General features: G+C 36.6%; 11 protein-coding genes. All 11 read right to left on the bottom strand.

Going from position 1 to position 14,527, the window contains the following annotated elements; all coding sequences use genetic code 11:
• Positions 1 to 194: 194 nt before the first annotated feature.
• Positions 195 to 407 carry a hypothetical protein gene (locus KKI44_RS22720; protein ID WP_250902070.1) on the bottom strand — a complete coding sequence of 71 codons (213 nt, stop codon included), beginning with the start codon at positions 405 to 407 and terminating at the stop codon, positions 195 to 197.
• A gap of 39 nt (positions 408 to 446) precedes the next feature.
• Positions 447 to 800: a hypothetical protein gene (locus tag KKI44_RS14145; RefSeq protein ID WP_214587870.1), complete on the bottom strand. Its 354-nt coding sequence runs from the start codon at positions 798 to 800 to the stop codon at positions 447 to 449.
• A 4-nt stretch (positions 801 to 804) separates the two neighbouring features.
• Positions 805 to 1,779 (bottom strand): endonuclease/exonuclease/phosphatase family protein, encoded by a 975-nt coding sequence (locus KKI44_RS14140; protein WP_214587869.1) that lies wholly within the window; start codon positions 1,777 to 1,779, stop codon positions 805 to 807.
• Positions 1,780 to 1,852: 73 nt separating this feature from the next.
• A complete protein-coding gene (locus KKI44_RS14135) occupies positions 1,853 to 2,836 on the bottom strand; it encodes an endonuclease/exonuclease/phosphatase family protein (RefSeq protein WP_214587868.1) in 984 nt (327 codons plus the stop codon).
• Between the two features lie 5 nt (positions 2,837 to 2,841).
• Positions 2,842 to 3,573 carry a rhomboid family intramembrane serine protease gene (locus KKI44_RS14130; protein ID WP_214587866.1) on the bottom strand — a complete coding sequence of 244 codons (732 nt, stop codon included), beginning with the start codon at positions 3,571 to 3,573 and terminating at the stop codon, positions 2,842 to 2,844.
• A 5-nt stretch (positions 3,574 to 3,578) separates the two neighbouring features.
• Positions 3,579 to 5,366, bottom strand: coding sequence for a DNA mismatch repair endonuclease MutL (mutL, locus tag KKI44_RS14125; RefSeq protein ID WP_087707024.1), 1,788 nt, complete (start codon positions 5,364 to 5,366; stop codon positions 3,579 to 3,581).
• Positions 5,367 to 5,696: 330 nt separating this feature from the next.
• Positions 5,697 to 6,539 carry a YoaK family protein gene (locus tag KKI44_RS14120; protein ID WP_214587864.1) on the bottom strand — a complete coding sequence of 281 codons (843 nt, stop codon included), beginning with the start codon at positions 6,537 to 6,539 and terminating at the stop codon, positions 5,697 to 5,699.
• Positions 6,540 to 6,567: 28 nt separating this feature from the next.
• Complete coding sequence (locus tag KKI44_RS14115; RefSeq protein WP_214587862.1) at positions 6,568 to 7,062, bottom strand: hypothetical protein; 495 nt, start codon at positions 7,060 to 7,062, stop codon at positions 6,568 to 6,570.
• A 176-nt stretch (positions 7,063 to 7,238) separates the two neighbouring features.
• Complete coding sequence (locus tag KKI44_RS14110) at positions 7,239 to 8,648, bottom strand: sensor histidine kinase (protein WP_214587861.1); 1,410 nt, start codon at positions 8,646 to 8,648, stop codon at positions 7,239 to 7,241.
• 2 nt (positions 8,649 to 8,650) lie between these two features.
• Positions 8,651 to 9,358, bottom strand: a complete 708-nt coding sequence (locus KKI44_RS14105; protein ID WP_214587859.1) for a response regulator transcription factor — start codon at positions 9,356 to 9,358, stop codon at positions 8,651 to 8,653.
• A 104-nt stretch (positions 9,359 to 9,462) separates the two neighbouring features.
• Positions 9,463 to 14,145 (bottom strand): T9SS type A sorting domain-containing protein, encoded by a 4,683-nt coding sequence (locus KKI44_RS14100; protein WP_214587858.1) that lies wholly within the window; start codon positions 14,143 to 14,145, stop codon positions 9,463 to 9,465.
• Positions 14,146 to 14,527: the final 382 nt, after the last annotated feature.

Below are 14,527 nucleotides of genomic sequence, written 5' to 3'. Positions count from 1 at the left end.
TTGCTTAAATCCTCTTTTAATTTTTTAGCGCCTTCTTCAACTTTGGAAGCTCCTTTTGCTGCGGCACTTTTCACATCTTTTCCTACTTTATCAGCCCCTTCTTTGATGTCCTGTCCTGCTTTCTGAAGATCCTGTTTCGTTTTGTCTGCTGTTGCATCTATTTTATTTTTTGCATCTTCGGCAGCATTATCAATCTATTGTCCGGCAGCATCAATTTTAGCCTGAGTATTTTCTTTCACTTCATTAATTTTTGCCGAATCTACTCCGATTCCGTTTTCTGAAACAGTAGTGGTGGTGGTAATTGTAGATCCGTCCGGATTTTCAACAGTTTCGGTTTTTGATGTAGACTTTGTACATGATACAACTACTGCTGCAATCATCAGTACAGATAAAATGCTTTTTTTCATACTTTATAATTTTTTTTAAAACGTTTTTTGTGATTTATATTATGCAGATTTTACTTCCGCAGAAGGTTCAGAACTTTTCTTTTTCTCCTCGTCTGTTTTTTTCTTTTCTTCATCTGCTTTCTTTTTATTTTCTTTCTCAAGCTCCTCTTTCAGCTTCTTTTCCTGCTCCTGAATTTTCAGTGCTTCTTTTAATGAATCCTGATACTGTTTTGAAGATATCCTGATCTGCCTTGCTACATCTACAGAAACCGCGCCATTCGAAAAAGAATCGATTGCGGTGGTATCATAATTTGCTTTCGGACTGTCTGGAGGATAAAAATCTGCCGGTTCTTTTTTTGAACAGGACATTACAATTGCCGAGAAAATAATAGCTGCAAAAGATAAATTTTTCATGGAACTAATTTAACAGAAATTCTGCAATTACAGGATAATGATCCGATAATCTTACTGAATTATCTACTTTATAGCTTAAAGGAATAATTGATTTTGAACTGAAGATATAATCGATTCTCAACGGAACCTTATAATCATGAAAACTTGAGGAGCTTCCGTTTCCCGCCGCCAAGAAAGCATCCTGAAGATCTTTTCCCAGATTATAGTATTCATAAGAATTGGGAACAGAGTTGAAATCACCCGCCAGAATTACAGGATAGGGTGAAAGATCCACCGCTTTTCTTATTTTTTTGATCTGGTCTTCGTGTGCTTTAAAAGTAGGAATCATATGCGAGAGCAGGGTATTGATTTTCCCGCTTTCTTTTTTCAGTCCGTCGAACTGAAGCATGGATTTATGCAACCGGAAAGGTTCAAGATAAACATTAACAATTCTTACAATTTTTCCGTTGATATCTACATCCGCATAAAATGAATTACCTCGCGATTTATCCGTAATCAATTCTTCCTGTCTTACAATTTTATGCTTAGTTTTTAAAATAACAGAAGGGTATTTTACCAGATCCTGCCTCAAGGCACGATTGGTATCTTTTTCCTGAACCAGAATGATATCTGCATTCTGATCCTGGATATATTTCTTTACTTTATCCCAGCCAAAATCGCCGTATTTTACATTAAAAGTAATCACTTTTATATCTCTTATTGATTTCTGACTTTCTGTTTTCGGGGTAAAGTTGATCCATCTTCGGATAGGATTATAAAATAAAAATGTTCCCAAAACAAATGCAATGGCAATTTTTTCTTTTCTGAAAATCCAGATCAGTGTGAAAATAATATGTAATGAAATAAGATAGGGAAAACCCAGAGAAAGAAGATTGAGATTCCCAAGCAGGTTAGGCGGAACCCATGCGTTCCCCAATGTACACAGGAGTAATATACCAACAATAATATGGAAAAATAACAATACTTGACGCGGCTTCATGAAAACAGTCTAAGGATATAGTGCTTTTCAGCAAAAATCCTACCATAAGAGAAACATTAACTGTTTTTATAATTTAGTTTTGCAGTTTAAATGTCGCAATAACAGGATAATGGTCTGAAAGTTTCGCAGAACGGTCGACTTTATAACTTAACGGTTTAATGGATTTTGAAGCAAAAATATAATCGATCCTGATCGGGAATTTATAATCATGAAAACTGGTGGCACTTCCGCTTCCGGCTTTCATAAATGCATCTTCAAGATCTTTTGATAATTCGTAATACTCATAAGAATTGGGAACCGAATTAAAATCGCCTGCCAAAATCACAGGATAAGGCGAAGATTCAATACTTTCTTTGATGGGAGTAATCTGTTCCTGATGCACTTTAAAGGTCGGAATCAGTTTTCTGACAATACCTCTCAGCTTCTGCTCATCTTCATCACTATCACCATTCAGCTTTACCATACTTTTATCAAACCTGAAAGGCTGAAGATAAACATTAATGATCCGGTAGGTTTTTCCATTGATCTCAATATCTGTCTGCGTTGCATTGCCGTTTTCATAATCTCCAAGCAAATTTTTCTCAGCAATGACTTTGTGTTTTGTAAAAACGCTTGTAAGAAGGGTTTTGCTGCTTTGCCTCAGATCTTTAAAATCATATTTTTTATTAACCATCTCCTGGAACAGAACAACATCTGCATCCTGACTGTTGACGAAATCTTTAATATTTTCTTTTCCTAAAACACCGTTTTTAACGTTGAACGTGACAATTTTTAAATCTGCTTTTTCATTTTTGGGCTGAGAAAAATTAATCCATCGCAAAACAGGATTGAAAAAGAGCAGACCCGCAAAAAAAAAGACAAAAGCTCTTTTCTTCCAACTGATGATCCAGAAAATGGTAAGTAGAACGTAAGCAATAATCAATAAAGGAAAACCTAAAGAAAGTAAATTCAGCCAAGGAAATATTTTGGGTGAAACATACGCATTCATTAACATTCCGGATAATAAAATAAATATTCCGGTATGAAGGATGAGAAAAATAAGACGAAGAATTTTCAAGAGGTTTAATTAAATCTGTACAAATGCTTTCTCCAAATTCTTGCCAAAATAAAACCTACGATCGCTCCTCCTACGTGAGCCAGATGCGCAATTCCGCCTCCGTTTCCGGAAACTCCCAGATAAATAGAGCCAATAACAACGACCGGCAATACATATTTTACTTTCATAGGGATCGGAATAAACATAATTCCGATTTTTGCATCGGGATAAAGTGTAGCAAATGCTGCCACAACACCAAATATCGCTCCGGAAGCTCCCACCATTGGAGTTCCCATAATGCCATTCAGCTCTCCAACCAATTCCTGTTGTCGAAGTACAGCCTGAGAAGAACCTGAATATTGTACAGAGGAACCTGAAAGATATTCATTCAGATTAAATCCTAACTGCTGCAATTCGCTGGAAATCTGCTGAACCTCAACAAAATTCCACAGATTGAACAGGAAAAAGGCTCCCAAACCACTTAAAAAGTAAAGAATTAAATATTTTTTTTCTCCTAAGCTGTTTTCCAGTATAGGTCCGAAACTAAATAAAGTAAACATATTGAAAAGGATATGCATGAAGCTTCCATGCATAAACATATGTGTAACTATCTGCCAGGATTTGAAAAATGGCGAGAAGGGATAAAAAGCAGCAAGATATCCTACAAATCTATCCTGAAACAGCAAATTGGCTATAACAAATACAGCAACATTGATGATGATTATATTTCTCGTTACGGGAGGTATACTGTTAAACATAGCTTCTAAAATTTGTTTTTAAAATCATTAAACGGAACTTCGTAGAAACATCTTTTTCCGTTGGGTAAAAATTCCGGAAAGCCCAAAGCGGTAAAATCCTTGATAAGCTGCTCCGCATCTTTTTTGTATATAAAATCGAATCTTGATTTCGACTGCAGCTTACTCCACTGGTTCTGATAATACTGCATGAATTCTTCCTCAGATTTATACTCCAGAATTTCAAAAAGGTTTTCAAGGAACTTCATGACCTGCGTTTCTTTCAGTCCTTCCGGAACCGCATCTATTCTCAACACACTTTCGTGGGCAATGCTCATTTCAAAACCAAGCTCAGGAAGATATTTTTTAATGGAATTATATTTCGCTTTTTCAATCTCATTCATATGATATTCGAGAGAAAAGAGCAGAGCATGACCGTTGGTTGTTCCTTTTTTTACAGGTTTTGTATTTTCAGAAACCACAAGTCTGTGCATTCTTCCCAGATCGAGCATTAGTGTTTCATCCCCTTTGTTGAAAAGCCAGTATCCGTTTGGCAACCTCATCAGATCTTCATCAAAATCTTCATCCTCAAACAGATTGATCTTGGAAGGTTCTGCGGTAATATTCTGATGGTACATTTCCGTAAGGTTCTGAATTTCCGCCTGTGCAACTTCACGTTCTTCAATAAAAGGATTGTAGTCTTTATCTACGATGATTTCCGGCATTTTAAGCGTTGTTCCACCTCCACTGTTTCCTTTACTCGGGAACGTTTTGTGCATAATTTCATCAAAGTGAGGATCTTTTTCAAAATCCAGACTTGGCGAAACGTTATAAATTCCCAGAGAACGTTTAATGGTGGAACGCAACAGAGCAAAGATCAGATGTTCGTCTTCAAACTTTACTTCTGTTTTCTGCGGATGGATATTAACGTCTATTTTTTCAGGATCAATATCTAAGAAAAGAAAAAACGTAGGTACATAACCCGGCAACAATAATCCTTCAAAAGCTTCCTGAACGGCTTTATTGAAGTATGGGCTTTTAAAATATCTTCCGTTGACAAATAAAAACTGTTCGCCTCTTGTTTTTTTCGCTCCTTCCGGTTTGGCAACATACCCGTGAAGTTTACACCAGATAATATCTTCTTTGATGGGAATAAGCTGCGGCTGCAGTTTTCTTCCGAAAACATCCACAATACGCTGCATCTGGCTTCCTTTTCTTAATCTGAAAATAGGCTCATCATCATGAAAAAGGGAAAACTCAAGCGTTTCGTGCGCTAAAGCAACTCTTTGAAATTCGTCGATAACATGTCTGAATTCTACGTTGTTGTTTTTCAGAAACTTTCTTCTTGCCGGAACGTTGTAGAACAGGTTTTTAACCAGAAAATTAGAACCTTCAGCCGTCTGAACAGGATCCTGAAACTGGAAAACCCCGCCTTCGATGTAAATATTCGTTCCGATGGTAGCGTCTTTCTGTTTGGTTTTTAATTCCACCTGAGAAACAGCAGCAATCGAAGCCAGCGCTTCGCCACGGAAACCTTTGGTAGAGATTTTAAAAATATCTTCTGTCCCGCGGATTTTTGATGTGGCGTGTCTTTCGAAAGCCATTCTCGCATCTGTTTCAGACATTCCTTTTCCGTCGTCTACAACCTGAATCAGATTTTTTCCGGCATCCCGGATAATCAACTCAATTTTTGTGGCATCTGCATCGATGGCGTTTTCCAAAAGTTCTTTCACAATGGAAGCCGGTCTCTGCACTACTTCTCCTGCCGCAATTTGGTTGGCTACATGATCGGGTAAAAGCTGAATAATATCTGACATAAAAAACGTAAATCAACTTACAAAAATAGTCATTCAAAATAAGAATTAAAACTATAAACTTCTGAATTAAAATTAATTTATCAACATATCAACATTCCAGCCATCATCCGGATTCAGACAAATTGTCTCGTTATCGGGGTTTTCCTAAAAACACAATCCCCCAATTGCGTTATACAATTAGAGGATTGATTCACAGCTAGTTTACACAAAATTAATACTGATATTTATATCTCTTATTTAACATTGTCTGTTTAATCCGGCAAAGCTTTACAAAAAGTATTCAGAATGTTATCAAGAATTTTGATCTTTTACGCTAAGCTTCTGCCCATTTTATTCATCAAATACAAGCTTTCTTTTCTTGTCTCTCTTCTGCTCTTTAATCACCGGAATTCCGTGGATTTTATCATAAAAATACGCCATCAGATTCGGTTTCTTATAAATTTTGCTGTACCGGTATTTCGTATTGAAATGTCTGATATGAATTTTGTAAGCATCATAACCAATTACCACCAGCAAACACAGACTGATTACATAAAACACCCTGAACTCAAGATAATAGTAGGTTAATCCTGAAAAAACCGCACCCAAAACATAGGAAATCATGATGCTCATCAACAGTTTCGCTCTTGCTACCAGTTCGCCGTTTTTTCTGAATTTTTTCTGCGTAAACATGGAGAATAAAATCCCGAGATCGGTGGTTGTTCCTGTAAGGTGAGTGGTTTTTACCGAGAAATTAGAAATACTTGCCGTTAAACCATTCTGCAAACCTGTTGCGAATAACATTAAAGCGACCAGATATTCCGTTTCTTCCAGTGTTTTCCGGTAATAAAACTGTCCGTAGATTCCCACAAACAGTAAACAGGCAATTTCAAGAACCAAAGGCATTGCATGGGCGAAATATTTACTTTTCTGATTGAATGTAATCACAATAAAATTCGACACAAATCCTCCGAAAAAGAACAGGAAGATCCACATTCCCACCACCGCAACCTGCGACCAGTTTGCCTTGCTGATTTCCGCTGCAAGAATAGCATAATGCCCCGTTACATTGGAGGTAAAAGAGAGAAATATCAACAGAGAAGCAATGTTTATAGTACCCGCCGTAAAAGCAGTCAGCGTTCCCAGTCTGATGTTGTCTCCCAACGTTCTGCTGTTACTATAATTCCTTAGCATTTTTCTAAATTTTTAAAGTTCTTCGGTATTAAGCTTCCACAAAGATTTCCGCCAGTCTTCCTTTTTCCGGAAGGCTTTTGCGAACTTCAACTGAAATTTCCTGAGATTTCAAATCTTTACACTTTTTGATGTAAGGAATAAGATCGAACTTACTATTGCCACTGCTTTTAATAGATGAAGAATAGTACGCTTCTTCTATATTTTCCGCTTTCACATAATTATTGAATGTTCTCTGGAAACTGCCGGTGAAAATATCGCACACAATTTTATTGATTAAATGAGGATATTTATTTTTGATAATTTCATAGGCATCACAAAATTCCTGCGGTCTGATTTTATTAAAAATGGTACTTTTCGTATTGAAGAGAAGATCTCTGATGGAATCTCCCATATCATACCCCGAAACCAAAAGAATGTTATATTGATTCTGGTCTTCTGAAGCCTCTTTTTCTCTCATTACTTTTTTCAGAATGTTCAAAGATTCAAGAGAATAATCGGTGGCTATTAAAATCGTCTTGTTCATATTAATGAGATTTAGGTTTATATTTATCTTTTTTGATAATACAAAACTAAAACGACCAAATTAGAACGTCTTTGGAACGGAATTAAAATGTGATTAAAGAGATTAAAATACGATTAGAATCTGTTAAAAAGAATTAACAGTTTAAATGAAAAAGAGTGAAATTAACGATGATTATATTAGATCTCTTTTCCGTCTGTCTGCATACTGTAGAAATTCGGGAAACGCAACTGAACGGTCGTTCCTTGATTTTCGTGCGAGCTTACGATTAGTTCTCCACGATGTATTCTCACGATATTTCTTGCCAATGGAAGTCCGATTCCGTAGCCTTCATAATTTTTGGTGTTGGAAGCCCTGAAAAAAGGATCGTAAATTTTATTCATTTCCTGTCCGGGAATTCCGATGCCGCTGTCTTTTACAATAATGTAGACATCCGAATCCGTTGCTCCCAAAGAGACTTTAACCTGCTGAAAATTAGAATATTTACAGCCATTCTGGATAATATTCGCAACCGCAAGATGCAGCAACTGTTCGTTGCCCTGAACTTTCAGTTTTTTAGGATTGTCGGGCAACATACTGATATCGAGATAGATATTATTTCTGGAATCTATTCTTCTGAGGGTTTCAATGACATCCCAAAGCAACTGATCGATCCGCACTTTATCCATTTTCTGGATTTTGCCGTCAAATCCGGTCTGTGCGATCATTAGCAAAGCCTTGATTTTTTTGTCTAATTTTTCGGCTTCGTTCAGAATGATTCCTAAAGTTTCTTTATACTCTTCATTGGTTCTGGAAATCGAAAGTGCCACATCTGCTTCACCCATAATCGACGTTAACGGCGTTCTCAGCTCATGTGAAACATTTCCGATCAGGTGATTCTGGGTTTCAAAAGAGGTTTCGATGCGGTTCAGCATTCCGTTGAAAGTGTCGATGAGTTCGTTCAGTTCTTTATTATCGGGTTGTGGTTCCAGACGCAAATGAAGATTTTCGGAACTGATTTCCTTTACTTTTCCTGTAATTTTAAGGATGGGCTTGAATAATGTTTTGGATAAATAAAAAGAAAAGATCATACTGAAGAACAGCGAAAGAACGATGCAGGTAATCAAAGTTCTTTTTAAAAAACCGAGATAGTAAACCACATAATGGTTTTTGGCGGATGCGATGGCAATATAATTTTTATCATCATGCTTAAAAGTCTGCCCGATATAGTAAAATTCTTTGTCATTAAAATTCGCCTCGCCTTTTTTTACAATGCTTTTAAAAAAATAGTCCGGAATATGAACCTCATCCGAAATTTTCTTAAAGTTTGAGTCAGACGGAATTGCAAAAACATAATCCCGCTCCATCGGAAGCTCCTCATCGTTTAATCCGTTTAGAATGTAATTTTCCGGAAGATCCAGATTATCTTTGCCTTTTTCGATCTGAATAATGGTGGTGGTACGGATTTTCAAAAGCTCGTAAAATCTCTGATGCGAAAAGTTGACAATCGAAAAATACACCAATCCACTGAACAGCAATATGATGGCGGTAAAAACCAACATCAGAAGCACCATCGTTTTGGTCTGATTTGTGACAACTTTATTAAACATCTTTAAGATTTTTTCAGCACATATCCCATTCCTATTACTGTATGAATCAGCTTATTATCTTCCTGATTGTCGAGCTTCTTTCGCAAGTAATTTACATAAACATCCACAACATTGGTTCCCAGTTCATAATTCACGCCCCAAACCGCTTCTAAAACTTCTGTTCTCGAAATGACTTTTTCAGGATTGTTTAAAAAATACAAAAGCAGCTTGTATTCTGTTGAAGTAAGTGAAATTTCTTCGCCCGCGCGCGTAACTTTCTTGGTATAATCATTTAAAACCAAATCTGAAAACTGATACACATATTCATTATCTTGTTCGGTTTCATCCGTTTCCTGATGGTTCCCGTTATTACTCCTTCTCAGTAAAGATTTAATCCTTGCCACCAGTTCTATGAATTTAAATGGCTTTACGAGATAATCGTCCCCTCCGCTTTCCAAGCCCAAAACAATGTTCTCTGAAGTTCCCAAAGCGGTTAAGAAGAGAATCGGAACATTCTGATTGGTTTTCCGGATTTCTCTGCAGACTTCCAGCCCATTCATTTCCGGCAGCATAATATCTAGTATGACCAGATCAAAATCATTCGACTGCACCAATTGAACGCCGGTTTTACCGTCAAAAGCCACAGAAACTTCGTATCCGCTTTCCTGCAGCCCTTTTTTGATAAATGATACCACACTGGTTTCGTCTTCGATGAGGATTATTCTTTTCATTTGAAATTTGGAATTAGACAAAAATAGGGAAAAGATGGGAAATGAAATTTTGGATGTTTGAAAAAAAAGCTGCCTCAATTTTAAGACAGCCTCTTCGTACTAATTTAATTTTTCATGATTTTCTTAACCTTTATTATGTTCCTATTCGTTATTATTTTTAACAGATATTCACCTTTAATTAAGTCATTCGTATTAATTGTTTTCTGCAATAAGTTTCCTTGTTTGAGGAGTTTACCAGAAATATCATACAGCTCATAAGATTTCAGATCTTCCCCTTTAACCGTAATAAAGCTGTTAAAAGGATTTGGATATACATCTATGGTAATATCTGCTTTTATATCTGGATTTTTTCCGGAAGTATTTTTTGCTGTGCGATTTGTTGTTGCTGCAATTCCCGTATTAGAAGCTACTCCTAACAATTGTCCGAATTTTGATTCCTCTTTCACACATCTCACATTCATCGCATTCATCGGATGATTGATAAATGAATCATTCATTGATACAAGCTTTGACGAGGTAAGACTGTTTGTCAGAAACGCCATATTATAGGCAGTTCCATAAGAGTTGGCAGATCTTAATGTTGCTGTCCACACTCCTGAAATACCTAATTTCATAGCCACAGAAATGGCATCATTATTACTAAAGCCTCTCAATCCTGTTACAGGATAGTTTCCGATTTTATATTTCAGGTTCGGATTACTTGTATTAGCAGAATTACCAAACTGATATCCATAGACCGTGCTAGTATTTTTAACCGTATTGCCTAAATAATAAGGAACACCACCATTATAAATATCTGTTGGATTTTTAATCTCAAAATCCACTTCCTGTACAATCCCCATACTGTGAATTCTAAACGGATCTACTGATGCATTCTTTTTATAAAACCCATTATACCATGGAGAACTTCCTTTATTATCATCTAAATGATTCGGGTCATTAGGATCATTGTCCACTACTCCAATTGATGTATCCGGAACTCTCCATCCTCCCGGACAAGGATCAAATACAGACTTAGATGCAGCATGCCCCCATCTGTCCATCATTTGGTTAGGAGTAGAATACAACCAGTCTTGACCATAAAAAGAATTGAGACTTGACCGGTTTGTATATTTTGTACCCGGAACCATAAAAGCCAGAGGATTTTCTGAAGCATATTTCAGATTATTCATTATTTTTTCTGCCTTAGTAATTCCTACATTACCATAATCTGTATCTCTTCGCCTGATGTAAGTATTTTCATAGGCATTTCCCGTAAGTTCAGAAAACGATGATGGATATACATTTCCACTGGCATCAGGTCCTGATGAAGTCCAAATACTGTAATTTCCTGTAGCAGCCATTCCATTGGAGACAATTAGACCTGGAGTAATAAAGCTGGGTATAGGATCTTTTCTACCCCACTGATACTGCATTCCGCCAGAATTATTAATCATTGTTAATTCTGCCGGTGTTACAGATTCTGGATTAATAACATTCGGAAAAGCATCTGTAGCACCAAGATTTCTATCCATAAAGATATTTTTCATTGGCTGAGCTCCGGAATTTGTAAAATTAACATAATTGGCATTAGCAGGCAATAATACATCTTCTGTCTGATATGCAACTTCATCCACATTGGTATTGGTTACCCAGATATGCCAACTCCAGTAAGCAGGAGCAGAAACACTTCCGTTATGTAATGAAACTACTGCATTTCCTGATTGATCCGGAGCTACTTTTACCGAGATGTAGGCATCCTTTATATTTTCCTTGCTAGTCGGAGCATTAATTACTTTGATATTAGAGATTAAAGATCTGTTATCTGCCCAATAAACATTTACTTTAAGGCTACTGAAATCACGCATTCCATGATCTGAAAGGTATTGATTATAAACAGAGAACGCTTTACTAATCGGGATTTTTATTTCCCTTTCTGTAGCTGCTCTAGTAACTAAATATGTATTCGGATCTTTAAGTCCTTCCGTATAATTTACATTCGCTACATTAGTAAAGAAACTGGTCGGGAAATCATATCCTTTCGCATATTTATCTTCTACACAACGACACGCCATAGCTCCTGACAAGCCCATAGATTCATATGCATGGGTATAATATTTACCAATCATATTAGGATATAATGTAGCATCAGGTTTTGACGTAAATTGTCCAGCATCTCCATAAGCATAAAAAAAGTATGAATAAGGAGTGGATGAAGCAGCAACTGTAGCAGACTGAACAATAATTTCGTGAGGATCCTGATGATAAAAATCACCGGTAGAGCCTACTACATATTTGCCATTACCCGGATAAATTCCCATATTTCTTGGAAAACTTCCTGAATAGGTGTTTGTAAAATCTATACCTAAGTTATGATAAATTTTTACTCCGTTTAAAGCCTGATTAATTGTGGTTGGCTTAGTATTAACAAAAGATGCTAAATCATTGGCCGGGTTGCCGGAATCTCTTCCCCACGGAGAAAAAGTATTGCTAACTGTTGTTGCAAATGTATTGTTTATGTAAGATGGTACTCTCCAGTTATTCGGACAAGGATCATAGGAAGTTTTTGGTTTGTAGGTATTGACAGTACTTCCCGCTGTATTGGTAGCAAGCTGAGAATTATCTCCCCAAAGATCAGATTTCTTTCTTGTGGCATTATCAGCACCTATGTTTTGAACAAACCACGCATGTCCGGCTACTACATTTGTAAAAATAAGGTCTAAAGGATTATTTACAGAATATTTAATATTGCTATTAATGTCATTATAAGGTCTCTGCATACTTGTTATCTTGTCCGTTGTACCATTTCCCGTATAATCATACAAATGTTTTTTCGTACCTATAGTTCCACTAACCTCATATTTTGAGTTATCTTTATATTCAAAGGCCGGAAAAGGATCTTTTCTTCCCCACTGATACATTAAACCACCTGATTTATCCCAGTTATACCCTGTAAAATCTTTATTTGTAGCACCAAGATTCCTGTCCATCCACTTTGGAATAAATTTCTTTACAACCCCATTTTCTAAATAACTTGCTGTCTCTACACCCGCTCTAACATTTCCATAGGTTACACCATTTGATGGATCGTCTGTAACCCAAACATGCCAGCTCCAAACAATTTTATTATTAATTTTAAATGCTACTACAGCATTTCCTTCACCTTTTGCTTTATTTATCTCTACCTTGATTTTTGCATCCTCACCGGATCCTTCCATTGAGAGGCTATAATTTGAAGAGCGGATAAGACCGGCAACATCTTCCCAGTAAACCTCTGCTGTTGGTGTACCATTAAGGATTGTGGCATCATTCAGCAATCCATTCTGATCTTTCCACATTGCGTAGGCTTTCTTCACAGGAATATAAAATCCGTCATTATTAAGATTAGGATCAAAAATATAACTGTTGGGAGCTAATCGCCAATCTCTTACTGCTGTAACATCTATTTTCCCGTTTAATGTTATCTGTCCACATCCTCCATTTGTAGCGACAGAATAATTAAATGTACCTACAGCCGTTGGTGTTCCGCTAATTGTAAGAGTATTGTTATTTACAACTCCTGTAACTCCTGAAGGCAAACCATTTACAACTACACTTGCAGCATTACTAAATGTATAAATAATTGGTAGAATTTGTGTATTTACATCTACTGTCTGTGTATTAGATCCAGATGATAATATTAAAGCCACAGGAGAGTTTACCACCACATCTATTTTTGCTCTTGCACTCTCACAGCCATTTGCTGTCTGGCTGACATAGTAAGGAACAGTACCGGAGTTAGCAGTTGACGGCGTAGGTGCGGTCGCACTTGCTGTTCCTCCTGTAGATGCTGTATACCATAACAAGCCTGTTCCGGTTGCTGAAAGCGGAGAAGCCACTGCATTCTGACAATAACTAACAGGAGAATTTACTATCGGAGAATCAGGAGCAGCATTTACTATGACATCTATTTTTGCTCTTTCACTCTCACAACCATTTACTGTCTGGCTGACATAGTAAGAAACAGTACCGGAATTAGCAGTTGACGGCGTAGGTGCGGTCGCACTTGCTGTCCCTCCTGTAGATGTTGTATACCATAACAGACCCGTTCCGGTAGCTGAAAGTGGAGACGCAACAGCATTCTGACAATAACCAACAGGAGAATTTACCTGTGGTGAAGGGTTTGTACAGGATTGCGGAGTATAACTTACTAATCCCTGAGCATTCAGGGCATTGGTTACATTTCCATTATTCGTATATATTTTTACTTTTATAACGTATGTTCCTGCAGAAAGTGGCTTATTCAAAACTTCGGGACTTCTAGAGTTCAGCCAGCCTTTAGCTCCATCACTCATCCATGTAGTCTGTGTGATTAATTCTTCTGTATTTGGCGAAACATCTGTTTTTACGAGGTATGTCCAGTTCCGCACAAAGCTTAATGACCTAAAGTTAAGTGTAGCATTAACCGCACCATCGGGTATTGTAAAACTCTTGCTATAATAATAGTAATAGCCATCTCCAACAGCAGCCCAACCATCTTTATCAGTAATCCATCTGCTTTGTAAAGCTCCGTTAGTTATCGTTAAAGCAGCAAAAGACCATCCTGTATAAGTGTGTCTTGTTTTAGTATTTACGGCAGATGTTTCTCCCGGTCTTACAACAGACCAATCCGGATCGGTTACTGAAACTCCGTCGGTAACATCCGGTGGTGGTGCGTTCATCAGTGTACCGTCATCATTTTTTCCGGTACTTAAATCTATTGTTACGGTCTGGGATAGTAGAAATCCCTGCCATAACAATAATGATAACAGAAATAATTTAATTTTCATTTGTTATTTTTTAATTTGTACTACTCTTTTGAAGGATTTTCGTTTACTCCTGATGCAATATGTATTTCTAAATTTTCGGTGTTTATGCAGACAATGATCAATTTATCTATTATTCATATTTAAAAGATTATTCTTTATAAAAAACAGAATATTAATTCTGACTATGGTGAAATTTATATTCAAACTTATTTAAAGATTTGATTTTGTAAAATAAAATGTTCATCATATTTATAAATTTGGTATTCAATCCCATTAACAAGACAATAATTAAAATACTGAAATACAACCAATTAAAATAAAATCATTGTGGATTTTCTTTTTTGTTGAAAAAACTTATACTTCTTTAAGGATTATTAATTTTTAAGTAAATTTGGATAGAAAA

Origin of the sequence: Chryseobacterium sp. ZHDP1, assembly GCF_018603435.1 — a bacterium.
Taxonomy (GTDB): Bacteria; Bacteroidota; Bacteroidia; order Flavobacteriales; family Weeksellaceae; genus Chryseobacterium; species Chryseobacterium indicum.
Note: the sequence above shows the minus strand (reverse complement) of the source record. Positions and strands in the feature narration are given on the sequence as shown.